A 23,018-nucleotide genomic window follows, 5' to 3' on the forward strand; every position below is an offset into this window, starting at 1 on the left:
CTTTGCTTGTGGAATAACATCTCCTAGCTTAGAATAGGGGGTAAATTCCAAGAGGAGAGGCGAAATCATGGAAGGCCATCTACTAATGATTGAAGACGATCCAGCCATCAGCGCGATGGTCAAGGATTACCTGTCCAAAGAGGGCTATAAGATCACCTTGGCTCAGGATGGCGAGGAAGCGCTCCGTCAATTCGCATCCGCGAGCTATGATCTGGTTTTACTGGATCTCATGTTGCCTAAACGAAGCGGTCTCGACATCCTAGAGCATATTCGAAAAGAGAGCAGCATCCCCATTCTGATCTTGTCCGCGAAGGACAACGAAGTCGAGAAGGCACTGGGCCTGCGGCTAGGTGCCGATGATTATATCGCTAAACCTTTCTCGCTCATCGAGTTGGCTGCCCGCGTGCAAGCCTCCATCCGACGGGCAACATTATATTCGAACCCGGATGAATCCGGGCAGGCGTCAGACCTCAAGTTATTGTCCGTCGGCGACTTGACGGTCGACCCCGGCAATTTTACGGTCACCAAGCGAGGCAAGGAGATCTTACTGACGTCAAAAGAGTTTCATATACTGAAGCTGTTCCTTCAGCATCCGACACGGGTATACACCAAGGCCATGCTCTATCAACTGGTTTGGAACGAGGAATATTTCAATGATGATAACGTCATTAACGTACATATGAGAAGGCTGCGAGAGAAGATCGAAGACGATCCGTCAAATCCCCGGTATATTCGAACGCTTTGGGGAATTGGGTACCGACTGGGGGAAGGGTGAATGACGGATTACGGGTGGTTGCTGTTCATCCCCATCGCCGTGCTGGCGATATTATACCTCAATCAACATAGGACAAACCTTGCGCTTCGAAAGGAGATTACTTACATCAACCGCAAGCTCATGCCCTTCAACGATCCCCGGCATCCCATAACGCAGGAACGTATTCTTACCCTAACTCCCCTTCCCGAACTGCGGGAATTGTTGCAAACGATCAATGGCCTGCTTGACCGAGCAGGTCAATCGGCCACGGATTATGCCGGCATGGAGCGGGCGATGCGCATGATGTTATCCAACGTCTCGCATGATTTAAAGACGCCGCTGACCGTCATCATGGGCTATGCCGAAATGCTCTCTCAGCAGACGGACCTGCCGGAGGAAGAACGCCGGAGGATGCTTGGGGAGGTCCATAAGAAAACGGCTCAGGTCCATGAGCTCATCAACACTTTCTTCGATTTAGCCAGGCTGGAATCGGGCGATTTGGATCTCCCCCTGTCGGTGATCGATGCAGGAGAGATCAGTCGTCAGCGAATCCTAGCTTATTTCGACCTTCTCTCTGAGCAAGGATTTCAGGTCGATATCGATTTGCCTGAGAGCCCCATATGGGTGTATGCCAATGAAGAAGCGTTATCCCGTATACTGGACAACTTGCTGTCTAACGCGATGCGATACGGAGCGGAGGGACGCTATTTAGGGTTATCGCTTCGATCTTCGGAGAACCACGTCACCCTCCAAGTGATCGATCGAGGGCGTGGCATCTCAAGAACCGAACAAGCTCGGGTGTTCGAGCGAATGTATACCATGGAAGACTCGCGCAACCGGAAGATGCAAGGCAGCGGGCTCGGCCTGACCATCGCCAAGCGGCTTGCCGAGCGATTGAAGGGTACCCTCGAGCTGGAGAGCACGCCGGGCGTACGCACTTGCTTTACCGTCACCCTCCCTCGATCGAAGCGGGCTTGAGGGAGGAACGATTGTTCCGAAGTAAGAAATAAGTAAGATCTATGACATAGAAAAGAGAGTTTCCCCGATTACGCTAAGAGTAAGGGTAAAGAAACAAGGGGAGTGAGACCATGAAAGAAATCGTAAGAACGCATCAACTCATCAAGAGCTACGGAACGACGGAAGTGGTTTCCGGCGTAAATATGACCCTGCGCCGGGGCGAGATCTACGGATTTCTCGGACCTAACGGGGCCGGCAAATCAACCGTCATGAAGATGTTACTGGGGTTAGTCAGACCCACCGGCGGCGAAATTGAGCTTTTCGGGGAGAAGCTCCTACCTGGGGCAACAGAGCATCTGAAGCGCATCGGCCATTTGATTGAAACGCCGGTGTTCTACGAGAAGCTGACGGCAGAGCAAAATTTGGAGCTGCATGCCGAGTATATGGGTTACTACAAGAAAGACGCCATTCGCGAGGCACTGGAGATGGTGCAGTTGATCGGCACCCAGGATAAGCCGGTCAAACAGTTCTCTCTCGGAATGAAGCAGCGGCTCGGGATCGCACGGGCCATCTCTACCCGGCCGGAGCTGCTGCTCCTGGATGAACCGATCAACGGTCTAGATCCTGAAGGCATTCAGCTGATGCGCCAATTATTTCGTCGGCTGCGTGACGATTGGGGAATCGCGTTACTCATTTCCAGCCATTTGCTCGGGGAAATCGAACAAGTGGCGGACACCATCGGCGTCATCGACGGGGGGAGATTGCTTCGCGAAGTCTCTATGGAATCCGTGCATGCTTCCACGACCGAATACGTGGAAATCGTGACCTCGAACGTGAATCTGGCCGCCTTTGTTCTCGTGGATACGTTGGGTGTTGAGAATTTCAAGCAAATCGGAGACAACCTCATCCGCATCTATGATCCGAAGCTGTCCCAAGAGGCGTTGACCAAAGGTCTTATTGCCAACGATGTGCCGATTCAATCGATCAACCGTAAGCATCATAGCCTGGAGGAGTATTTCTTCGAGATGCTCAAAGGAGGGGAAAGACATGCTTCAACTGATTAAACTGGAACTCAAGAAGGGCCGCCTAACCAGCTACCTTTGGGGGGCGCTCATCGCCTACCTGTGCATTGCCGGATCCGTGGCGGTCATTTATTTTGCTGACCCCATGAATGTCGAAGACCCTTCGTTTCGGAGTCAAGCCGAATTGCTGTCCATGATTGATCTGCTCGTTCGGGCCACCTTCATCGTTTACGCCTCCGTGCTCTTATCGAAGCTCATGATCAGTGAATTCAAAGACAAGACGATTGCTCTGTTGTTTGCCTATCCCGTTAACCGCAAAAAGTTGATTTTCGCTAAGCTGGCGATGGTGTTTGTTTGGACTTTTGCCAATGTAATTATAGGCAACCTGTTGGTTGACGCTATTTTTATCGGAATCAATTCAATCACAGGGTATTTGTCTGATCCGCTGCAAACGGAAATGCTCCTCAACCATGGCCTCAACGTGCTGATGCAAGCCTTCGGGGCTGCCGGAATGTGCTTATTGCCGCTGGTCATCGGCCTGAGAAACAAATCCGTTCCCGCCACGATTGTATCGTCGATTGTCATCGTCCTGATCGTATGCTCCGGCAATCTCGGCTTCAGTCTCAGTTCCATCATTGCGATTCCGCTGTCTCTGTCGGTGTTGGGGATTCTCATCACTTACCTCAGCTTCCGTAATATTGACCGGGTGGATGTGGGCTAAGCCCAATCAAATGAATGAAGTGACCGCGGCGCAGCGCAAATGCTTTTTGTTGAGTGCGTGAACCGCTCAAAATAATGGGGTGTCCCAAAAGTAAACTTTGGGGCACCCCCTTCTTGGATTAGGCCTTTTTCTTCTTCCATGGTTTCCAGACCGAAATGATGATGATGAATATCGTAACCGCGACCTGAAACCAAACGAAGACCTGCCTGATTTCATGATTTTGCAGAAAGCCCGGATCGCTTAACGCCAGTGCCCCTTGCGTCTCCAGCATCCTCATATTGGCCACCATCAGCTTATCGACTACAAAGATGCCGATAATCGTTTGCACGAGATACAGCACGAACTTAACGCCAACCCAGCGGTGCTTAAAAAATCCCCAATTCGTGAAAAACCCATAGACGAACCCTACGAGCAGGGTACCGATCGCGCCGTACCGGACGACATGATCGCTGATGAGAATCAAGCCCTTGTAGGCTAAATACGATTCATTGTAATTCTGCAAATCGATTTGCAGATTAAGCGCCGTCGAACTAAGGATTCCGCCAAAAAACATGACGACCAGCAGCAGATGGATGATTTTCAGCCATTTCAGGCCTTTAGGTCCTATTTTTTTCATCTTAGAACTCCTTTTTAAATGATTGTCCCCAGCATCATAACAGACGAATGTTGTGAACTTGTGACGAAGCTTTACGGTTTGCATGAAATCGCAGCAGGTTCGTTTCAGGCCTTGCCAGAGAGATGCGGGAGGACGCCAACCTAACATTTCGGAGGAAAAGGCTTTCATAAGCAGCTAGTCCGAACGGGCGCTCCCTAGGTATGATAAGGAAGAGAGACTTGACGATAAGGGGATGAGCGCCCATGAAACTATCCGGTATTTATAGCGACGGCATGGTATTGCAGCGAGATGCAAGGGTTATTCTCCGAGGACAATGTAGCAGCGGTGGGCAGAAAGTGCAAATCGGCTTCCGCGGGATGACCACCTGCACCGATGCGGATCCCGGCGGCAACTGGGAGGTGCAGCTCGAAGAACTTGCTCCCGGCGGACCCGATGAGCTCGTGATCACCGCCGGCGAGGAGAAGCGCGTCCTTCGCGATGTGCTGGTCGGGGACGTGTGGGTACTAGCGGGCCAATCCAATATGGAGCTGCCGGTGCGACGGACACTGGATCGGCTCGCGGAAGAAATCCGGGGCCTGGATTTGCCCATGATCCGCCAGTTTGCAGTGCCGCAGAGCTACGACTTTCACGGTCCGCAGGAGGATCTGGACGGCGGCGCATGGGTAACGGCCAATCCGGAGGGACTGCTTGGGTTTAGCGCCGCAGGCTTCTTCTTTGCCAAAGAGATCTACGAACGCTACGGCGTGCCGATCGGTCTCATTCAAACGGCGGTAGGCGGCACGCCGATCGAAGCATGGATATCGGAGCCGACCCTAAGGAAGATCGGCGGTTACGAGGCGACGCTGGAGCAATGCAAGGATGACGCCTATGTACGGGCGACTAAGCAACGGGACGAGGATCGAAACGGGCAGTGGTACGCAAAGCTGAACGAGGCGGACGCTGGTTTGCGCGAGGGATGGCATCAGGCAGATTGGGACGTTTCCGAGTGGAGCGAGTTCGAGGTACCGGGTTCTTGGGCAGGCAGCGACTTGGAGTCCGTACGCGGGGCGGTCTGGTTCCGTAAGGAGATCGATGTGCCGGTGGCGATGACGGTAGGCGAAGCGCAGCTTGCGCTCGGCACCATCGTGGATGCGGACGATTCGTACGTAAACGGGGTGCTCGTCGGGAACACGGGGTACATGTACCCGCCGAGACGGTATAACGTGCCGCAGGGCGTGTTAAAACCGGGGAAAAACACCCTTGCTGTAAGAGTCATCACAACGCATAACACGGGGTCGTTCGTCCATGATATGCCCTACAAGCTCAAGGCCGGCGGTCAGGAGCTGGACCTGCGCGGATCGTGGAGGTACCGCGTGGGTGCGGTAACGGAGGCGTTGGAACCGCAGACGTTCTTCCACTACATGCCGGCCGGCAATTTCAACGGCATGATCGCGCCGCTGCGGCGGTTCACCATCGCCGGGGTGCTGTGGTATCAAGGCGAGTCCAACACGGGCCGGCCTGCAGGTTACGCTGAACTGTTCCGGGACATGGTGCGGGACTGGCGCGAAGCCTGGGGAATCGGCGAGTTCCCGGTGATCGCCGTCCAACTGGCCAACTTTGGACCCGAAGGCGATCCATACACGGACTGGGCGGAACTGCGTGAGGAGCAGCGTAAAGGCTTGGCCGTTCCTCGCACCGCGTTGGCTACGGCGATCGACCTCGGCGAATACAACGACCTGCACCCGCAGGACAAAAAGTCACTTGGCCAGCGGTTGGCCCTCTGCGCTCGTAGGCTCGCCTACGGGGAAACGGAGCTGGTAGCCAGCGGGCCGATATTCGTGCGGATGGAGCGTCAGGGAGATGCGCTGCGGCTGCATTTTACCGAGGTCGGCGGCGGATTGACCCCGCGGGATGGGAACGCGCTGCAGGGATTCAGCGTCTGCGGACCCGACGGGGCGTTCGTACCGGCGCAGGCCGTTATCGACGGAGATACCGTGGTCGTGCGGCATGAGCAGGTCAAACCGCCGATCCATGTACGGTACGCCTGGAGCAACAACCCGGCCAAAGCGAATTTGGTTAACCGCGAGGGGTTACCTGCGTTCCCGTTTACAACTGAAACTGAAGCATAAAAAAAAGCGCAAGCGCTAGGGACCCCTTCCCTGGCACTTGCGCTTGTTGCTATTTCGGAACGCGATTAGGCCCCGGCCGGGAGCTTCACCTGCACTCGGTAAGTCTTACCCTGCTGCACGTTCCGCAGCACGCCATCCGGCAGCAGCTCGCCTTCCGCGTACACTTCCGTCTGCGACGCGGATGCATCGCGCTGGATCTCGACATGCAGCGTAGCGCCCCGGAATTCGCGCGTGACCGTCGCCTCGTTCCAATGGCTCGGAAGCTGGGGATTCACGCGGATGCCGTCCTTCGTACCCTGCACGCCAAACAGTCCGTCGATCAGGCAACGATAAACCCATGGCACCGTCCCCGTGTTGAACAGATGGCTGGAACGCCCCGCCGTACGCGGGAACTGGCGATAAGCGCCCCGGTAGTAGTTCGGGATGAACACGGGCAATTGTCCCCGTTGCACGATGTCCTGGACATCTGGGCCGGGAAGCATTTTGCGCAGCAGACGGAACGCGTCCTCCTGCTCGCCCACGGCGTACAGCGCGTAAATGTAGAAGGCGGCGGCATGATTGTACACCGCGCCGTTCTCCGCCGAGCCCGGGTGCTTCTGCGTCACCCGGCCGACGTCCTCGCGCATCGCCGTGTAGGAAGGGGCGAGCTTCTCCACGCCATACGGCGTCTCCAGCTGCTCGCGCACCGCCTGCATCAGCTTCTCGCGCTTCTCGTCATCGGCCGCGCCGCTCAACATCGACCAACCCTGCGGGTTGATAAAGATCCGACCCTCTTGGTCCTTGCTGACCCCAAATACGACGTTATCGTCCGTGATGCCCCGAGCATACCACTCTCCATCCCACAGGTAGCGGTTAACCGCTGCGTTTGTCTCCTCCGCAGACGCCCGGTATTCCCGCGCGACCTCCGGCCGCCCGCTGTTGTTGCAAATGTCAGCCCACACTTGGAATGCGTAGGCCGTGGCGATGGTCAACCAGCCGGACACGCCTTTGCCTTTGTAGCCGACCATGTTCATCGGGTCGCACCAGTCACCTTGGTTAATGTAGTTCAGCCCGCGCTCATCCCGGTCATTCATCAGCCAGCGCATGGCCTTGTCAATATGAGCATAAATGGGCTCGGTCTCCCCGCTGTCGGCATAAGCCACCTTCTCCTCCAGAATGGAGTAGTCTCCCGTTTCGTCCAAATACGTGCTCAGGCAAATCGGCAGCCAGACGCAATGGTCCGTATGCGGAACCTGGTTAATGTATTTCAGCTCGGCGTCCGGGTGCAGGACAATGCCGTCCGGCATAGCGCCGTTCGCCTTTTGCTGGCTGAGCGCCGTCAGGAACGAAGCCCGCGCCACCTGCGGCTTGAGGTAACTCATGCCCATGTGATCCTGCAAATAATTGCGGGTTTGCGGATCGGTGGTCAAACGGTTCGTTTGCCCGTGGTAATAAATCTGCCGCGGCAGCCAGCGATTGACGAACAGATCGAGATCCTTGTCCGGCGTTGATATCGTCATGCAACCTCGGCCTTCCCGGATATATCGATCGTATTCGCGTTCTGCCGCCGAGAACCCATCTTCTCCCGACCCGAAATACGCCTCCCGGATCTGCGCAATTTCCCGCTCATCCCGGGCCGGTCCGAACAGGAAGCGGTATTCCCGAGATTCGCCAGCTTCCAGCTCCATCCGGTATTGCATGACCGCGACCGGTGTTTCGTACCGCGCGTCTCCCTTCGCCAGCTCGGATTGCTCCAAAGCAGAAGGACGGGTAATCCCCCCTTCGCCTTCGAACGCCTCCTGGTTTACCTCCCAGGCAACCGGCGAGTGCTCTGCGATCAGGAAGGTTTTGTCGCGGAAATTTTTGATTTTATCGTAATCCTGATATTTCTGATAAGGCGTCACCGAAGAGCAGACGATCGCCCGCAGGTCCTCAAGGTATTCGCCGGATTGGTTCATCCAAGACATATAACCCACGGTAAAGTAAGGATAGACGCTCAGCTTCCGTGCTTGCTGCGACACGTTCGTCACCTTGACACGCCAGAGCTCCAGAGGATCTTCCTTCGGTAAGCTGAGGCTCATTTCAACCAACACACCTTGATGCTCCACCTTCCAGACGATCCGGCTCTGGCCGAGCGCAAAAGAGTAGCTGTCGGTCTTTACCCGCACGGGTTCGTAGGGTGCCGAAAACACGCTTTCGTTCTCCTCGTCCTTCACAAACACGAAACGACCCGGGTGGTGCGCATAGTAGGGTTGTTCCGGCTGCATGAACGTCTTCGCTTCCAGATTCGGCGCATGCGAATACTTCGCCGGTTCCGGTTGCATAAACTGGGCTACCGCATATCCGCGGCAGTTCATGTGAATCATCATCGTTTCGTTCCATAGGAATCCCGACGCCTTGGGCAGGAGCGTAGGGCTCAGCAACTCGTAGAATTCCTGGTCCTCCGTGGCTCTGAACATGGTTCAACCTCTTTTCCGCATAATCTTGTCTACTTGTCTACAACTATGTTCATTATACAACGGAAAGCCCATTTTTGAAGCGTTTTCTACCCTTTATCGCATAAAAAAAGAGCCGAATTTCGCCAGAACGAAATTGACTCTGATGGCCGCATGACCACACAAGCTTCTTTAAATAAACAGAAACGGGATCAGGAACAGTAAAGCAAGCGCCGCCCAATCAAATGCATAGGCGCCGTAACCATAACCCGGATAGCCTCCATAGCCTGGATAACCCGGATAGCCCGGCCCGTAACCCAACGCCTTCGTTTGAGCTTGCTCGTTGGCTTTGATGACGGCCTTATTGGCGCCTTTGGTTTTGGATTTCAACTGCTGCAGTTGCTTCTTGGCCTTGGCAGGTTGGGTGGAGAGAACATTGGCTTCCGAAGTGAAACCCCCGTTCAGTTGGATCCCGTTCTCGTTCACGTCTGTGATCGTGCCGATATAATAGCGGCCGTCTCGAAGGATCGCACAAACGGTTTTGCCGACGTGTGGTTTACAGGCGTCGACGCCAAGCGGATAAATCTGCTGCATGGACTCGTGCCTCCCCTCTCGAATGCTCATTTATCCTATTCGCCGCCGGGAGATTTGCACAGGGCGAATGTCCCGATCCTTGAAATAAAATCAATCGTTAGAGCCTTCCTTCCGGGGTGCACGCCCATCTTAATCGCGCCGGAGACGCGTCGGCATATTCTGCTGTGAGAGGAGTGGCGGAGCTTCATAAAGGAGGGGCAACAAAGGGATGAATTATCACGAAATCATCGCCGCCGTTGGGGAAGGTTCGGCGCATCCGGGGGGGTACCAGGGTACCCTCGACTTTATTCAGTCTGTCGGCGTTGTACCAGGAATGCGCGTCTTGGAGGTCGGATGCGGAACGGGCAGGACGGCCTGCCTGCTGGCTCAGTTGGGGGCGCAGGTCACGGCCATGGATCAAAGCGTCATCATGCTGGAGAAAGCCGAGCGTCGGGCGCAGCAACAACAATTGCAAATCGAATGGATTCAAGGGGATATTACCGCGATCCCGCTGCGATCGGACACCTACGATGCGGTGATCGCCGAATCGGTGACCGTGTTTGCCGCCGACCCGGTGAAGGCCTTCCGGGAATATCATCGCGTTCTGCGCAAGGGCGGGGAGGCATGGGACCGCGAGTTGTACCGAACGCAACCCCATCCGGCGCTGGAGCGGGAGATGCGCGAGCTCTACGGTAATCCGCATTTACCTGACGCCGCCGCATGGATGCGAATGATGCAGGATGCCGGTTTCCGTAGCGTCCGACCTTGGGTGCCGGGTACTGGAGCTGACGAAAGCGAGAATCCTGGCCCTAACACGACCCAAGGCCAAGGCGGTAAAAATTCGTCCTTCGACTGGCAGAATGCGTGGGACCCGCACCGCTTCCTCGACCTGGAGGCGCTGCAGGATCCCGCCGTCCGGACGTTTTTTAAGGAGAACGAAGCCTTTCTCCAGCGTTACCGGAACCATCTGTCGCATGGCGTATTTATAGCGGAGAAATACTAGATCACTTCCCCCGGGTTTGTGCCATATTTCCAATGGTTACAATGAGTAGCATCTATTTTTTTCTGATGTTCGGCTACTTAGAGGGAGCAGGGATATGGTGTATAAAATTTCCGGTTATCAATTGCTTGCAATGACCTTTATCTACCAACTGGGGACGACCATCATTTTCGGATTCGGCAGCGCGGCAGGCCGGGATGCCTGGATAGGTGATCTTATCTCATTAGGACTCGGCCTAGTCGTGATTGGGGTGTACACAGCTTTAAGACATCTGAACCCGGGACTTACCTTGGTAGAATGGTTCCCGGCCCAACTGGGGCGCTGGCTGGGTACGCCGATTGCCTTCTTATATCCGCTCATGTATTTGTACCTCACGGGGCGAATCATTGCGGACACGAGGGACATGGTTTCGACTGCGATTTTACCCGGAACACCGCTGCTCGTGATTACGAGCGTTTTTGCCTTTATTACCGCCTATTGCTGTTACGGCGGAATCGAGGTCACCGCAAGGATGGGGGAATTGATTTTTCCCATTGTCATCCTCATGTTCATAACGGAAACCTTACTGCTCTTCGGCTCGGGAGTCCTGCATCCTCATCATATTCAACCGATGTTGGATGAGGGCTGGGGCCCCGTATGGAATGTCGCTTATCCGAACGGGATCACCCAAGGATTCGGTGAGAGCATTGCCCTCGCCATGTTCTGGCCGGATGTCAAAGACCAAGGAAAAATCACGAAGATCACCCTACTCGCCACCTTGCTGGCCGGATTGATGATTGCCAGCTTTGATGTCTTGGCTATTTTGGTATATAGCGATTTGTTTTCCCGTTTTGTCTATCCGCTCTATACCTTACTTGGCGTGATCAGCGTAGGCAATTTCGTTGAAAACCTGCAGATGTTCGGAGTTCTATACTTTTTTGCAACAGCCCTGTTGAAAAGCGTGATCAACCTGCTCACCGCACTCCAAGGCTTCCAAAAGCTAACGAAGATGAAGAGCTACCGCATCATGATTATTCCGGCAACCCTCGTCGCCTTAATCCTGGGGATGACGATGTCCAAGAATATTACCGAGCATATTTATCTCCAGCATTATAAAGTTTTGGTTCCTTATTTCTGGGTACCGATGTTTTTAATCCTACCGGCTATTCTGCTCATCTTGTCGTGGATTCGTAGCAGGGTGCAGAGGAAATGACCGATAGCCCCTTCATTTCTTAATCTCTCGCTCCTTCAAGTGCAGCGAGGGTCCTGTTACGCCAATTTTCCGGATCGTCAACTTTGCTTTAACAGAAATTTCGGCTTTCCGAAATTCCTGGTTCCAGTTGTCCTTTAAGGATCTCCAACGGGACGGGTACTTGCGATGGATGACTTCGCCAAATTCAAAAACGTCGGTTCCAAACTTATCCTGCACCTTGGTGATCGTTTGATAAGCGTTCGTTTCGACTTGTTTCTCCAACGCTTCCTGAACAAGGTTAAGATTATGCGGCTGCGTGAGGTCAAAGCCCGTATTGTTCTCCCGAATCATCCCTTGACCGATCAAAGTGACCTGGATTTTGATGTTGTCGCCTTCGAATATCGGTTGAACTTTGCTGTTCAACTTGTTCAGATCCATACTGATCTTGCCGTTATCCCCTGCGATCTGGGACGTAACGATAAGCTTTCCGAGCTCTCCTTTTATCCATCGCAACACTTTGCCTTCGTTCACGTCAATAAATCCCAGCAACTTCAGATCATTGTCGAAAATCCCCGTTCCCGCAATATGAAAGCCCTTCTCGCCCGAGCTCCCCCCCTGTTGCGCACTCTCTTGCCCCGGCGTATCAAAACCTACCGCTATGGCCGGCAATGCCGGACAATTTCCGTCACTAATCGAAGAGATCATCAGGTTGATCAGACCCATTTCCTTTAGCGTACCAATTTGGCTGTATTCCTTTAAAGCTCCCATACCTGGGATGTCCTCCAGCGGGTAGGCCACATTCAGAAACTCCTCGGCTGTCCCTCCCCTTACGATAAAAATATCGCTGCGCAGCTTGAGATTCGGGTCGCGGCTATACGTATCAAGCACCTCTTTGAGCCCCTTTCTGGCCTGCGCCTCGCCAATCACGATCACGCGTCGGTGCGCGCGGTACACTTGACGGGACAGCTTGGTTTGCATTTGCTGTACCGCATCCAATGTGTCTTTCCCGGTGCCGGTCACAACGAAATATGGCTTATCCTGGCCACCGCCTCCCCCGCCGCTGCTTTTCTGCGCGCTGCCAATCCGAAAAGGGGCGATCACCTGAGCGCTGATCATGACTCCCTTGTCCTTAGCCGAATCGATTCCCCAGGCCAACTCCAAGGCGAGATCATTCACCTCCGAGCTATCCCAACACCCCGCCGTCAACAACAGCGTCAGCATGGCTAAAGCGAAGACTCCGGCTTTCCGCATCCGGTTCATGGCTCTGTCCTCCCCCGTTTCGGACTCGGCCGTTGGCCTTTCGGCACGCGTTGTTTATTTCCCCCAGTGGAGAGCAAGGGCCGTTGATGCATGCTCCACCTTGGCGCGCGTATCCATACATCCTTCATGTTCTCAGGGAATTGCGGTGAGATCGGTGTCATATACGGAATTCCAAACGATCGAAGGCCCAGGAGATGGATAACGATGAGAAAGAGGCCCGCGATAACCCCGTACAAACCCAGGACGCCGGCTAAAATTAACATGGGAAAACGCAGCAACCGGACTGCCGTCCCGAGATTGTATCGCGGAATCGCAAAGGACGCGATGCCCGTCGTGGCGACGATAATCACGACGGAAGCGGATACGATGCCGGCTTGAACGGCCGCTTGTCCAATCACGAGCGCACCTACGATGCTGACCGCCGAACCGATCGGCTTCGGTAGGCGTATGCCCGCTTCCCGCAGGCCCTCAAACATGAACTCCATCAATAACGTCTCAATAACTGTCGGCAGCGGAACCCCCTCCCTGGCGGCAGCGACACTAATCAATAAACTCGTCGGAACCAGTTGTTGATGAAAGGTAGTCAATGAGACGAACAACGACGGAAGCAGCAAGGAAATGTTCAACAGGCCGAACCGAATGAGCCGAATAAACGACGTATAAATGGAACGCTCATAATAGTCCTCCACGGCCTGCAGTCCGGACCAAAAGGTCATGGGGGCAATCAGGACAAACGGCGTGTTGTCGACGAAAATGGCAATCTTCCCCTCCAGTAAGCTGGAACAGACGATATCGGGCCGCTCGGTATTTTGGATTTGGGGAAAAGGAGACCAGGGTACGTCTTCAATGAATTCTTCGATATACCCCGATTCCAACACCCCGTCAATCTCGATGCGGTGAAGCCGCTGGCGGACTTCCTTCAATACCGACTCCGATGCAACTCCCTCTAGATAAGCAATGACGATATCGGTCTTCGAGTACTGGCCGAGGGTGAGCGACTCCATTTTCAGCTTCTCGCTGCGAATCCGTCGGCGAATCAGACTGGTATTCGTTCGCAAGGCTTCCGTGAATCCGTCCCTCGGTCCGCGAACGGACAACTCGGCGCTCGGTTCTTCGATGGCACGCTTCTCAAAGCCCTGTAACCCAACCAGCAACGCCTGGTTCTCCCCATCGATCAACATGGCGAGGTCGCCTTTTAGAATGCTTTCCACGATGACACCGATCTGCTGGACCGGCTTGACCTGGGCAACGGCAACAAGCCGTTTGGTCAACAAGTCACTTAGCGATCCGGACCCGCCGTTCTCCGCATCGCCAGGTAAACCCTCGAACATCATCGGCTGCAGCGCGACTTGATCTAGCATATTCGTGTTGACAAGCCCATCGACATACACCAATAGAAGGCGGGTTTGACCCGGAAGGGTGACCGTACGAAAGAGGATATCGGAGCTATTGGAGAAGACTTGTTTCAGCACCCGTTCGTTACTCGAGAGATGGGCGGCGACTTCGCCCGCCTGATCGTTCCGGTTCGGGGTTGCCGATTTCGTTCTCGGAACCGCCTTGTTATTCGATTTATACCGCATCGGAAACTTCATCTTTACGCACCTCATTCATGATGAAGTTAGTATTCCGGTTGAGAAGCGGATCATTCAAATCATGGGTGATTTGCATGAAAAAGGAGCCTTCCAGAGGGGGCTTCCCCTTTGACAAAGCTCCTTCGTATTCCAAGTTCCGGTATTATTATCGCGAAGAAATCACGCTACCTTGCGCTGCGCGGCTTCTCGCTTTCAGAAAGACGTTTAACCGTTCGGAGAACAACCACATTGCGGCGGCCGACAACACGATGTATATCGGGAAAACCCCGATCGTTGAGTGCGAAGCCAGGAACCCGAGCAGGGGCGGCATAAAGGTGCTGCCGGTGTAGGCGACCGCCATCTGAACCCCCATAATCGTCTGGGATTGCTGCTTGCCGAAGCGTACCGGCGTTTCGTGCAGCATGCATGGGTAAATCGGGGCCAAGCCCAGGCCGATGATCAGGAAACCGATCAGCGACAGGATCGCGGGTAAAGGCAGGATTAGCAGCACCGCGCCAAACAAGGCTGTGATTTGTCCCGTGCGGATCATGACGCGATTGCTCACTTTGAACGTGACGAACCCTGCGATGAACCGACCAACCGTGATCCCGGCGTAATACATCGATACCCAGCTCGCAGCCGTTGCGGCCCCGATATTCTTGACGCCGACGAGGTAGCTGCTGCCCCAAAGGCCCACTGTCGCCTCCACCCCGCAATAGAACAGAAAGGAAACCAGCGCCAGCTTGACGCCAGGGATCCGCAGCGGTTTGACTCGGCCCGCATCCGACGGCTCCGCTTCCCGTTCGCCAAGCTCTTCTTTCCTGGAATCGCCGGCGGACTGAGCAACCCGGTCCCAAAGCGGCAGCGTGAAGAATAAAATGACAACCAGGGCAAATTGAATGATCGCTACCGTCAAATAACCGTTTCGCCAATGACCGTCGCCGGAGATGAATCCAGCCATGATCACGGGCCCCAGCGTCGCGCCGACGCCCCAGAAGCAGTGCAGCCAGCTCATGTGATGCGCTTTGTAGTGGGCCGCTACGTAATTGTTAAGGCCAGCGTCAACCGACCCGGCGCCCAAACCCAGCGGAATGGCACAGACGCCCAGCCAGAACACCGATGGGGCTAACGAATAGCCTAGCAAAGCCACAGCGGTCATGATACAGCTGGCGAGCGTCACCTTTCCCGTACCAAACCGGCGCAGGACTGAGCCGCTGGCCAAGCTCGACACGATCGTGCCCGCGGCTACGATCATGAACAATACGCCGGCGGTACCCAGCGGCGCACCCAGGTCGCCCCGAATAATCGGCCAGGCTGAGCCCAGCAGCGAGTCGGGCAGCCCCAAGCTGATGAATGCCAAATAAATAATCAACAAAAAGAATGTCGCCATGTTTCAATCTCCTTCTCCTATCCGCTTGTCGAAATCATCAATTGTCGTCCTAGATGCTGCAGTCCGTTCAAATAATCCCGCCGCCAATCGCTCATCATTAGCCGAGGCAGATGCTCGGCCGGAACGTACCGCGCACTCCTTGCCTTGATTTCGTTCAGCAAGAACACGCTGACTTCATCATGGCAAAACACTATGGTATGCGGGTTGATCAATGCGGTACAGGTCGCGACCAGACGGCTGACCGCATCCACTCCTGCGGTGCCTATTCTGGCCTGGCCGGGCCCAAGATGGGGCCGCGCCTGTAAGGCATGCCCGAAATTCTTCTCCTCATATTGAGGAACGTAAGAGACTTCTCCTGTGAAGAACGTGCTGCCTCGAACGACATCGCCGTTGATCAAGATCCCTGACCCCGGTCCATTCTGACCGAAATAGAGATAGACCAATGAGGGATTATCGCTCGTATCGAGATGATGGTAATACCCCAGCACCGCGGCGTTCATGTCGTTCTCCACGATAGCGGGAAGTCCAAACCGCTTCTCCAGAGCGCCCTTCAAATCGAAATTTTGGAGCGCACCGTAGGCCGGGATATGAATGATCCGCCCTTGATTGACCGCCCCCGGAACGCCGACTGCCAGCGAACGAATCTTTGGAAATCGGCTCATTTGCTCCTCAATCAGCTCGGCCAGACTGTCGCCTGCATCTCCCAGCATGCTGGGGGCGTGGCCCTCTTCCTTCACTTCGCCGGAGCAATTATAGATGACGTAATTCGTTTCCGTTCGCTCGAGAAATACAGCAAGCCCTAGCATGACATCCGGATTGTACACATACCGCTCCGCCCGCCTGCCGCCGCTGGAATCGTCCATCCCGATGGCCGTAATCTCCCCAGCCTCCTTCAATTCGGCCAGAAACTTGCTGACCGTCGGAAAGCTGACGCCCAATTTCCCGCTTAGCTCCGCCTTCGTCGCGCTGCCCATGGCCAGCAAGGTGGAACGGATGCCGCTGCGAATCACCTGCTTCATCTCTTTAGGTGTAGCCGGCAGCTCGTTCATAGGGCACCTCCTTCCACTTTTTAAACAACTTTAATAAGTTGATATCAGGGTACCACAACCCTACGGGGAGAGGAAGGGGACGGAAGAAATTTTCTTTATTCTACGGCTCGTATTCGCTTAGCTTTCCTTCATAAATAAGCTGCAGCCGGTCGCACTGCCGAAAATCATCCGGCGTCACCAACGCAGAAAGCTTGTTCCATAGCTTGATCCCCGACCGCTCCAGAATTTCCGCAACGAATTGCGAGCAAAAATACGAGTTGCTGAACTCGATCGGCTCCTTCAAGGCGATCCCAATGATACCTAGGATGTTGTATAAGAACTTTTGCCGCTTGCGGATAAACAGCTGGAGCACGCGCTCCATTTTCTCCACCTCGCGCGGGGTGACCTTCAATTCGTAGATGACACAGGTTGTGTTCGGATATTTACTGAATGTACCGGTCTTGATATCCTCTTTCACAAATCCGCCGTTCAGCGGGTTGTTCGGGTGTTTCCGCCCAAAGCTATACAGCTCCGACAGCTCGCGGTTAAACGAGATCGAAGCATGATTATAGGGCGCTCTTGTGTATCCCTTGATCATTTTGGTGAAGAGCGTCCCCGTATTCGTTAGCAAAATAAACACCGAGCGATCCGCGGCCATCGACTTTAATTCCCCTTATCTACGGTAGACTATTTGTAGACTATTCCTCCATAATAACATATGATTCCTTTGGTGGAATCTACCTCCTAAGGAAGTTGGGATTTAGCATGTTAAACCCTCTGCAATGGACGATGATTGTGATCTTTGTGGTCTTGGCGGTCATTCATTCCATCTGCTTTATACAGGACCGGAAGCATCCCGGCGAGGGGTTCCCGGCCTTTCGGCAACGCCTGCGCACTTGGTGGGGCATGTGGCTGATCCTCTGCCTCGCGACCTTGTTTAACCCGGTCGTTTCGCTGCTGGCGGTGATGCTGCTGTCTTTTTTCGCGCTAAAAGAATACTTCTCCATGATCCGTTCGCGCAAATCCGAGCGTCGGCTGTTCTTATGGGCGTATCTCGCGATTCCCGCGCAGTTTTACTGGATCCTGATCGAGTGGTACGGCATGTTTATCGTTTTTATCCCGGTGTACGTGTTCCTATTCCTGCCGCTCCCCCGCATGATTAACAAAGGAACGGCCGGATTCTTGCGCAGCGTCAGCCGGGTCCAGTGGGGACTGATGCTGATGGTGTTCGGTCTGAGCCATCTCGCGTATTTCCCGTTCGCCACGCCGCAATATGGTGCGGGACTGGTGCTCTTCCTGGTTGTCCTGACCCAGTTAAACGATATCGCCCATTATGCGGCTTCCTCGTATCTCGGCAAGCGCAAGGTCGTGCCAACGGCGAATCCGTACGTAACCTGGGAGGGCTTTGTTTGCTCGTTTGCGGTGACGTCCATCGCCGCTTCCCTCTTGGCCCCGATCCTGACGCCGCTGGGTTCCAAGTTTGGCTTGTTCGCAGGCATGCTGATCGGGCTGGGCGGCTTTATCGGTAGCACCACCGTCTCCGTCCTGAAACGGGATTTGCTCATCGGCGACGACGACAAAGCGCAGGCCTTAAAGAAGAGCTACCTGAGCCTGGTCGACAGTCTGACGTATACCTCGCCGATCTTTTTTCACGTGACGCGTTATTTCTTTGATTTCATGTAGGATGATGAAGTCTAGGCCGACGCCTGAAGCGCCTTTTTAACATAACCCTAACATTTAGGCAGTATAGTGGATAAGCGTCTCTTATTCGCACGACCTAAGGAGGAACAGATATGGTGACCGGCATGATTCTGATTGTACTTACTTTGCTGCGCATCCCTTCGGCCATCATCTCAGGGCGCAACGAAGCTCGAATCAAAGCACACGGGGGCCTCGAATACGGCAAGACCAACAGCCGTGCGCTCATCGTCGTGCAGTTTCTGATTTACCTCGGCACGATGGGTTATGCCTTCATCGAGGAGGTACCTATTGGCACGCACACCTATATCGGCCTGGCCGTGTATGTATTCGCCATGGCGGTGCTTGTGTATGTCATCCGTACGCTCGGTCGCTTCTGGACCTTCAAAATCTATATTGCCAAGGGCCACCAGCTCGTGGAAACCCCGCTGTTCAAACGCATCAAGCACCCGAACTATTATTTGAACATTATCCCGGAAGTGCTTAGCTTCGCAATCATTTCCCAGGCCTGGATCGTGTTTACGCCGTTGTTTGTGCTGCATCTGCTCACTTTGTTCAACCGCATTCGGCTGGAGGAGAAGATCATGAAGCAGACGTTCCGGGAGTATGGAAAGGGATGAGGGGCTGACGCTGTCGCCCCTTAGTTAAACTGGAACTGCGCTTCAAGCGCGGCACTTGCCGGAGGTAGCTCGATTCCTTGTTCCCAGAGCAGAATCGGCTCTTCCGGTGAACCATAATAAATCGCCCGGACATCGGGTGACTTGCCCATCGCTTTCCGATTGGCGCGGATTTGCTCAAGATTGAGGGTATCGTACGTGTTCGCAAGGGATATGTCGGCGAATTTCCGCGTTTTGATCAACGGACGAACCGGAACCAAATATAACCGGTCGTCATCCCATACCCCTTTGACCTGGTTAACGGCGTAACCGTCCGTCATTTTAACGTGGTAAGCAATTCTTCCGTTGTGCAGTTGGCTCACCTCCGTGATCCGAATGACTTTCGAAGGGACCCGCGTGATGTTCCACTCCGTTAGACCTAAATACCCCAAATAGAGAATGGCGCAGGCCGCCGCAGCCAGCAGAAATCCTCTGACGAAGGCAAATGTCTTGGAACGTTTCCAGGAGGCCTGGATCCGTCTTAACCCGTTCTCCTCCAACTGCCGAGCATTCAAGCTCGTTCCCGAACCGCTTTCCGGGAGGGGCAACGCGATGTCCCCGCTCATTTGATCCAGCAGCTCCCTGCATTCAGCACACGCAGTGAGATGTTCTTCCACCAAAGCCCGGGAAGCCGAGCTGCACACCTTATCGTAATAGAGCGGCAGCAAATCCTGAATGACCTCGCACGAGATCCGACTCATCCTTGTTCCTCCTTCCACAACCTCTGATTTTGTACTTGGCGCGGTGAAAGGTCACCCGGGCCCAGCTTTCGGTTCTTCCGAAGATTTGGGCAATTTGATCAAATGACAATTCCCCGAAGACTCTTAACATAAACACTTCCTTATAGGGTTCGTCCAGGCCATGCAACAACTTATGCAGGTGCAGGGCTTCCGTCTTGTCAACGAACCGTTGCTCGAAGCTGATCCGGCCGTCGGCGTGCTCCAAGCTCCCTTCCGGGTCCAACCTTCTCTGCTTGTCCAGATAAGTGAAATACGTGTTCTTGGCAATTTGACATAACCAAACGCTTATTTTGCTAGTGCCCTGGAACCGATCCAGCTGCTGTAGCGCTTTGAAGAATGTCTCTTGCGTAATCTCCTCCGCCACCTGCTCATTTCGGCTTAACGACAAGGCAAACCGATACACGTCCCGAAAATAAACATCATAAATTTGTTCAAGTTCGTCCAAGCGTTCACCACCTTACCCAACATAAGACTCGCAGATCGTGATTTCGTTACAACCTTTAAGAAAATAAAAAACGGCCCCCCCAAGGCGCAAACCCTCCTCGGGCGAAGCCGCTAATTGTTTGTTTACTGGCAGGCTGCCGTTTAGGCCCACCAAGCCTCCTTGGGGTAGGCCGGGTCTCCGATATCCACCGGCTCGCCGATTTTCGGCGTGGCGACGGGCACGTTCCGGCGTTCGGCTTCCGCGGTTGCCCGGCGGACCGGGTCATTCCAATCATGCAGCGACAAGGTGAATGCCCCCCAATGGATCGGTAGGAGCACCCCGCCCCGTACATCCGCGTGGGCCTGAACCGTCTGTTCCGGCAGCATATGGATGTCGCTCCAGCGCGGATCGTATTGGCCACATTCCATCAAGGCCAGATCAAACGGTCCATACTTGTCGCCAATTTGCTTGAAATGCGGACCATACCCGCTGTCCCCGCTGAAGAAAACCTTCCGCTCCGGCGACGCGATCACCCAGGAGCACCACAAGGTACTGTCCCGGTTCGCAAGCCCCCGGCCTGAGAAATGACGGGCCGGAGTGCAAGCCAGCCGCAAGCCGTTCCAGTCGAGCTCCTCCCACCAATCATGCTCGCTGATCCGCTCCGGCGTAACGCCCCACCGTTCCAAGTGGCTGCCAACACCCAGCGGGACGATGAACCGTCCCACTCGATCTTTCAATTTCCGGATCGTGCCGTAATCCAAATGATCGTAATGGTCATGGGACAAGATCACCGCATCGACCTCCGGTAGGTCTTCCAGATCGAACGGCAACTGCCGGTTATACCGCTTGCCGCCGAAGGGCGGGACCGGTGTTGGCGACGGGCCCAGCATCGGATCAAGCAGGAGGCGCTTGCCCCCGAGCTGCAGCAGCAGCGCCGAATGGCCCAGCCAAACGACCCGGTCGCGATCCCGGTCCTCCAGCGCGTCGCGCCCCAGCTTCACGACCGGCAGGATCCGGTCCGGTCTCACCCGCGGGTTCCCGCGCAAGTAATCCCGCAACAGTGAAACCATGTTGCCCGAGGAAGGCTCGAAGGAAGAAGTGGGCTCGGTGTAGGCGAACTTCTTGCCCTGCCATTGAGGAGATTGCGCATAACGCGCCCGCTTGGCGGGGGAGGCCTTCCCGCCGAAGGCCGGATACAGCCTTAGAAACAACATGATGCCAATCAGGAGAACCAACACGATACCTAAAGCTATATACATGTATAATACCGCCTTTTCTTACGTAAAGAGTTGATCATGGATCGATTCAAGGAGAGTATACTGCATCGCGGGGCGTGTTGCCAAATGGAGACAAGGTACTTCCCCATTTTGCGGGTAAGCCGTTACCCTTGTTGCTATGAGACATATTGTGGAAGGGAGAACCATGGGTTGGCAAGACCACGAGCCAGAGGAGCGATGATATGGAGACCGGCCGAGGAATCCCCAAAATGAAACCACAACATGGAGTTTCCGTGATCACCTGCACCAATCGCCGAAGCTATCTCAAGAATATGTTTCATAACTTCAACCGACAGCTCTACCCCGTGAAAGAACTGATTATTGTCATCAACAAAGACAACATCCCGCTGGAGCCTTATTTGCGCATGGCGAAAAAATCGAAGAACATTCGCGTCTTTCGCGCTCCTGAATCTTGGTCCCTCGGCGCCTGCATCAACTTCGCCGCTAAAAAAGTGAAATATGCTTACATTGCCAAGTTCGATGACGACGACTACTATGCCCCCTATTATCTTACGGCCAGCCTGCAGGTCATGCACAGAAGCCAAGCAGACGTCATTGGTAAACGAGCGCATTACATGTACTTAAACGGCTCAAAGACGCTGATCCTGCGTTTTCCCCATGACGAGAACCGGATTACTTCTCGGTTGCCCGGCGCAACGTTAGTATTTCGGAAGGCGGTCATAGATCGGGTTCCATTTCCTAAGCTGAATGTGGGGGAAGACGATGTGTTTTGCCTCCACTGTAAGAAGAAGGGATTCAAAGTGTATTCCGGTGAGAAAAGCAATTTCGTGGCGATCCGCCGCAAAAACTCCCAAGGGCATACCTGGGTCATCAGTGAGCAAGAGTTGATCTCCCACCACCGAAAGATTCCGAACGTCCGGAATTACAAGAAATTTGTACATCAAAAACCAAAGGGTGTTCTGTAATGAAAACCGGAGTTTCGATCATTACCTGTACCAAACGGCGAAACTGTATGGACACGTTGTTCCGAAACTATGCCCGGCAGGAGCATCCGCACAAAGAGCTGATCGTGATCTTGAATCACCCCAACCTGCGAATCAGCGAGTACGAGCTGGCAGCCCGTCGGTTTCCGAACGTCAGAATCGTCAGCGTGCCGGATTCCGTCTCCTTAGGGGCTTGCCTGAACTTAGGGGTCAAGCTCGCCAAGCACCCGTTGATTGCCAAGTTCGATGATGACGATTATTACGCACCCCGTTATCTGACGGACAGCGTACGCATTCTTCGCCAGACCAAAGCCGACATTGTCGGAAAAAGAGCCCATTACATGCAACTGAGCGGCGAACCGCGCCTGCTGTTCCGCTACCCTGCGATGGCCGGTCGTTACGTCCCTTTAGTCCAGGGTGCTACCCTGCTGGTTCGACGTCGGGTGTTCAAACAGGTTCGTTTTCCCGACCGAAGTCGCGGGGAATGCGTTCGATTCTGCGCGTCCTGCCGGGCGAAAGGCTTCAAGATCTATGCCGGCAGCCCACGGCATTTCCTTGCCATCCGCCAACGCAACTCCAAAGACCATACCTGGATCGTCAGTGATAAAGCATTATTGAAGCGCAATGTTCGGTTGTTGGAGGTAGACGATGCGCGGCAGTTCGTGGGCGGAACGTAAAAAAAGCTGTCTCCGCA

Annotated in this window: 22 protein-coding genes; 11 read left to right on the plus strand and 11 right to left on the minus strand. The window is 54.4% G+C overall.

Annotated features, from left to right (window positions below; all coding sequences use genetic code 11):
* Window positions 1–67 precede the first annotated feature (67 nt).
* The 4 genes from MKZ15_RS22795 to MKZ15_RS22810 all read left to right on the plus strand — a co-directional run bounded on the left by MKZ15_RS22795 (window position 68) and on the right by MKZ15_RS22810 (window position 3,454).
* Window positions 68–775, plus strand: coding sequence for a response regulator transcription factor (locus MKZ15_RS22795; protein WP_213622366.1), 708 nt, complete (start codon window positions 68–70; stop codon window positions 773–775).
* A complete protein-coding gene (locus MKZ15_RS22800) occupies window positions 776–1,732 on the plus strand; it encodes a sensor histidine kinase (RefSeq protein WP_339818434.1) in 957 nt (318 codons plus the stop codon).
* A gap of 110 nt (window positions 1,733–1,842) precedes the next feature.
* Window positions 1,843–2,775 carry an ATP-binding cassette domain-containing protein gene (locus MKZ15_RS22805; protein WP_339818437.1) on the plus strand — a complete coding sequence of 311 codons (933 nt, stop codon included), beginning with the start codon at window positions 1,843–1,845 and terminating at the stop codon, window positions 2,773–2,775.
* Window positions 2,759–3,454 (plus strand): ABC transporter permease, encoded by a 696-nt coding sequence (locus MKZ15_RS22810; RefSeq protein WP_339818438.1) that lies wholly within the window; start codon window positions 2,759–2,761, stop codon window positions 3,452–3,454. Before MKZ15_RS22805 ends, MKZ15_RS22810 begins: the two co-directional genes overlap by 17 nt.
* A 118-nt stretch (window positions 3,455–3,572) precedes the next feature.
* On the opposite strand, the gene MKZ15_RS22815 is transcribed toward MKZ15_RS22810, so the two are convergent.
* Window positions 3,573–4,070, minus strand: coding sequence for a DUF2269 family protein (locus tag MKZ15_RS22815; protein WP_193416927.1), 498 nt, complete (start codon window positions 4,068–4,070; stop codon window positions 3,573–3,575).
* Between the two features lie 242 nt (window positions 4,071–4,312).
* Here MKZ15_RS22815 and MKZ15_RS22820 point away from each other — a divergent pair, with 242 nt between their 5' ends.
* Window positions 4,313–6,178 carry a sialate O-acetylesterase gene (locus tag MKZ15_RS22820; RefSeq protein WP_339818442.1) on the plus strand — a complete coding sequence of 622 codons (1,866 nt, stop codon included), beginning with the start codon at window positions 4,313–4,315 and terminating at the stop codon, window positions 6,176–6,178.
* Window positions 6,179–6,243: 65 nt separating this feature from the next.
* On the opposite strand, the gene MKZ15_RS22825 is transcribed toward MKZ15_RS22820, so the two are convergent.
* Complete coding sequence (locus MKZ15_RS22825; protein WP_339818445.1) at window positions 6,244–8,616, minus strand: glycosyl hydrolase family 65 protein; 2,373 nt, start codon at window positions 8,614–8,616, stop codon at window positions 6,244–6,246.
* Window positions 8,617–8,784: 168 nt separating this feature from the next.
* Window positions 8,785–9,186 carry a hypothetical protein gene (locus tag MKZ15_RS22830; protein WP_193416925.1) on the minus strand — a complete coding sequence of 134 codons (402 nt, stop codon included), beginning with the start codon at window positions 9,184–9,186 and terminating at the stop codon, window positions 8,785–8,787.
* Window positions 9,187–9,394: 208 nt separating this feature from the next.
* On the opposite strand from MKZ15_RS22830, the gene MKZ15_RS22835 reads away from it, so the two are divergent.
* Both MKZ15_RS22835 and MKZ15_RS22840 read left to right on the plus strand, forming a co-directional pair.
* Window positions 9,395–10,168, plus strand: a complete 774-nt coding sequence (locus tag MKZ15_RS22835; protein ID WP_339818447.1) for a class I SAM-dependent methyltransferase — start codon at window positions 9,395–9,397, stop codon at window positions 10,166–10,168.
* A 94-nt stretch (window positions 10,169–10,262) separates the two neighbouring features.
* The gene (locus MKZ15_RS22840) at window positions 10,263–11,357 is read left to right on the plus strand and encodes an endospore germination permease (protein WP_339818449.1); all 1,095 of its coding nucleotides are present in this window, start codon (window positions 10,263–10,265) and stop codon (window positions 11,355–11,357) included.
* Between the two features lie 12 nt (window positions 11,358–11,369).
* Here MKZ15_RS22840 and MKZ15_RS22845 read toward each other — a convergent pair whose 3' ends face one another.
* From MKZ15_RS22845 to MKZ15_RS22865, 5 genes are all read right to left on the minus strand, one after another.
* Window positions 11,370–12,596 (minus strand): Ger(x)C family spore germination protein, encoded by a 1,227-nt coding sequence (locus tag MKZ15_RS22845; RefSeq protein ID WP_339818452.1) that lies wholly within the window; start codon window positions 12,594–12,596, stop codon window positions 11,370–11,372.
* Window positions 12,593–14,188, minus strand: coding sequence for a spore germination protein (locus MKZ15_RS22850; protein WP_339818453.1), 1,596 nt, complete (start codon window positions 14,186–14,188; stop codon window positions 12,593–12,595). The genes MKZ15_RS22845 and MKZ15_RS22850 overlap by 4 nt, the downstream gene beginning before the upstream one ends.
* A 145-nt stretch (window positions 14,189–14,333) precedes the next feature.
* The gene (locus MKZ15_RS22855; protein ID WP_213622375.1) at window positions 14,334–15,557 is read right to left on the minus strand and encodes an MFS transporter; all 1,224 of its coding nucleotides are present in this window, start codon (window positions 15,555–15,557) and stop codon (window positions 14,334–14,336) included.
* A gap of 17 nt (window positions 15,558–15,574) precedes the next feature.
* Entirely contained in the window at window positions 15,575–16,606 is a 1,032-nt protein-coding gene (locus tag MKZ15_RS22860; RefSeq protein ID WP_339818457.1) for an ROK family transcriptional regulator, read from the minus strand.
* A 100-nt stretch (window positions 16,607–16,706) separates the two neighbouring features.
* Window positions 16,707–17,243, minus strand: a complete 537-nt coding sequence (locus tag MKZ15_RS22865; RefSeq protein ID WP_155604713.1) for a hypothetical protein — start codon at window positions 17,241–17,243, stop codon at window positions 16,707–16,709.
* Window positions 17,244–17,350: 107 nt separating this feature from the next.
* Between MKZ15_RS22865 and MKZ15_RS22870 the strand changes: the two genes are divergently transcribed.
* Complete coding sequence (locus MKZ15_RS22870) at window positions 17,351–18,268, plus strand: phosphatidate cytidylyltransferase (RefSeq protein ID WP_155604712.1); 918 nt, start codon at window positions 17,351–17,353, stop codon at window positions 18,266–18,268.
* A gap of 110 nt (window positions 18,269–18,378) precedes the next feature.
* A complete protein-coding gene (locus MKZ15_RS22875) occupies window positions 18,379–18,903 on the plus strand; it encodes an isoprenylcysteine carboxylmethyltransferase family protein (protein WP_339818460.1) in 525 nt (174 codons plus the stop codon).
* A 20-nt stretch (window positions 18,904–18,923) separates the two neighbouring features.
* On the opposite strand, the gene MKZ15_RS22880 is transcribed toward MKZ15_RS22875, so the two are convergent.
* From MKZ15_RS22880 to MKZ15_RS22890, 3 genes are all read right to left on the minus strand, one after another.
* The gene (locus MKZ15_RS22880; RefSeq protein WP_339818462.1) at window positions 18,924–19,640 is read right to left on the minus strand and encodes a zf-HC2 domain-containing protein; all 717 of its coding nucleotides are present in this window, start codon (window positions 19,638–19,640) and stop codon (window positions 18,924–18,926) included.
* Window positions 19,585–20,124, minus strand: a complete 540-nt coding sequence (locus tag MKZ15_RS22885; protein WP_339818464.1) for an RNA polymerase sigma factor — start codon at window positions 20,122–20,124, stop codon at window positions 19,585–19,587. The genes MKZ15_RS22880 and MKZ15_RS22885 overlap by 56 nt, the downstream gene beginning before the upstream one ends.
* A 140-nt stretch (window positions 20,125–20,264) precedes the next feature.
* Window positions 20,265–21,362: an MBL fold metallo-hydrolase gene (locus MKZ15_RS22890; RefSeq protein WP_339818465.1), complete on the minus strand. Its 1,098-nt coding sequence runs from the start codon at window positions 21,360–21,362 to the stop codon at window positions 20,265–20,267.
* A gap of 227 nt (window positions 21,363–21,589) precedes the next feature.
* On the opposite strand from MKZ15_RS22890, the gene MKZ15_RS22895 reads away from it, so the two are divergent.
* Window positions 21,590–22,306, plus strand: a complete 717-nt coding sequence (locus MKZ15_RS22895; protein WP_239483792.1) for a glycosyltransferase — start codon at window positions 21,590–21,592, stop codon at window positions 22,304–22,306.
* A complete protein-coding gene (locus MKZ15_RS22900; protein WP_339818468.1) occupies window positions 22,306–23,001 on the plus strand; it encodes a glycosyltransferase in 696 nt (231 codons plus the stop codon). The genes MKZ15_RS22895 and MKZ15_RS22900 overlap by 1 nt, the downstream gene beginning before the upstream one ends.
* Window positions 23,002–23,018: the final 17 nt, after the last annotated feature.

The organism is Paenibacillus sp. FSL R7-0216 (assembly GCF_037969915.1).
Lineage (GTDB): Bacteria > Bacillota > Bacilli > Paenibacillales > Paenibacillaceae > Fontibacillus > Fontibacillus rhizolycopersici.

Bases quoted from the DNA above. Each gene is read 5' to 3' on its own strand.
- MKZ15_RS22880 (WP_339818462.1), bottom strand. From the start codon at position 19,640: ATGAGTCGGATCTCGTGCGAGGTCATTCAGGATTTGCTGCCGCTCTAT.
- MKZ15_RS22875 (WP_339818460.1), top strand. From the start codon at position 18,379: ATGGTGACCGGCATGATTCTGATTGTACTTACTTTGCTGCGCATCCCT.
- MKZ15_RS22865 (WP_155604713.1), bottom strand. From the start codon at position 17,243: ATGGCCGCGGATCGCTCGGTGTTTATTTTGCTAACGAATACGGGGACG.
- MKZ15_RS22835 (WP_339818447.1), top strand. From the start codon at position 9,395: ATGAATTATCACGAAATCATCGCCGCCGTTGGGGAAGGTTCGGCGCAT.
- MKZ15_RS22820 (WP_339818442.1), top strand. From the start codon at position 4,313: ATGAAACTATCCGGTATTTATAGCGACGGCATGGTATTGCAGCGAGAT.
- MKZ15_RS22805 (WP_339818437.1), top strand. From the start codon at position 1,843: ATGAAAGAAATCGTAAGAACGCATCAACTCATCAAGAGCTACGGAACG.
- MKZ15_RS22830 (WP_193416925.1), bottom strand. From the start codon at position 9,186: ATGCAGCAGATTTATCCGCTTGGCGTCGACGCCTGTAAACCACACGTC.
- MKZ15_RS22825 (WP_339818445.1), bottom strand. From the start codon at position 8,616: ATGTTCAGAGCCACGGAGGACCAGGAATTCTACGAGTTGCTGAGCCCT.
- MKZ15_RS22860 (WP_339818457.1), bottom strand. From the start codon at position 16,606: ATGAACGAGCTGCCGGCTACACCTAAAGAGATGAAGCAGGTGATTCGC.
- MKZ15_RS22795 (WP_213622366.1), top strand. From the start codon at position 68: ATGGAAGGCCATCTACTAATGATTGAAGACGATCCAGCCATCAGCGCG.
- MKZ15_RS22870 (WP_155604712.1), top strand. From the start codon at position 17,351: ATGTTAAACCCTCTGCAATGGACGATGATTGTGATCTTTGTGGTCTTG.
- MKZ15_RS22810 (WP_339818438.1), top strand. From the start codon at position 2,759: ATGCTTCAACTGATTAAACTGGAACTCAAGAAGGGCCGCCTAACCAGC.
- MKZ15_RS22890 (WP_339818465.1), bottom strand. From the start codon at position 21,362: ATGTATATAGCTTTAGGTATCGTGTTGGTTCTCCTGATTGGCATCATG.
- MKZ15_RS22800 (WP_339818434.1), top strand. From the start codon at position 776: ATGACGGATTACGGGTGGTTGCTGTTCATCCCCATCGCCGTGCTGGCG.
- MKZ15_RS22840 (WP_339818449.1), top strand. From the start codon at position 10,263: ATGGTGTATAAAATTTCCGGTTATCAATTGCTTGCAATGACCTTTATC.
- MKZ15_RS22845 (WP_339818452.1), bottom strand. From the start codon at position 12,596: ATGAACCGGATGCGGAAAGCCGGAGTCTTCGCTTTAGCCATGCTGACG.
- MKZ15_RS22815 (WP_193416927.1), bottom strand. From the start codon at position 4,070: ATGAAAAAAATAGGACCTAAAGGCCTGAAATGGCTGAAAATCATCCAT.
- MKZ15_RS22895 (WP_239483792.1), top strand. From the start codon at position 21,590: ATGAAACCACAACATGGAGTTTCCGTGATCACCTGCACCAATCGCCGA.
- MKZ15_RS22855 (WP_213622375.1), bottom strand. From the start codon at position 15,557: ATGGCGACATTCTTTTTGTTGATTATTTATTTGGCATTCATCAGCTTG.
- MKZ15_RS22850 (WP_339818453.1), bottom strand. From the start codon at position 14,188: ATGAAGTTTCCGATGCGGTATAAATCGAATAACAAGGCGGTTCCGAGA.
- MKZ15_RS22900 (WP_339818468.1), top strand. From the start codon at position 22,306: ATGAAAACCGGAGTTTCGATCATTACCTGTACCAAACGGCGAAACTGT.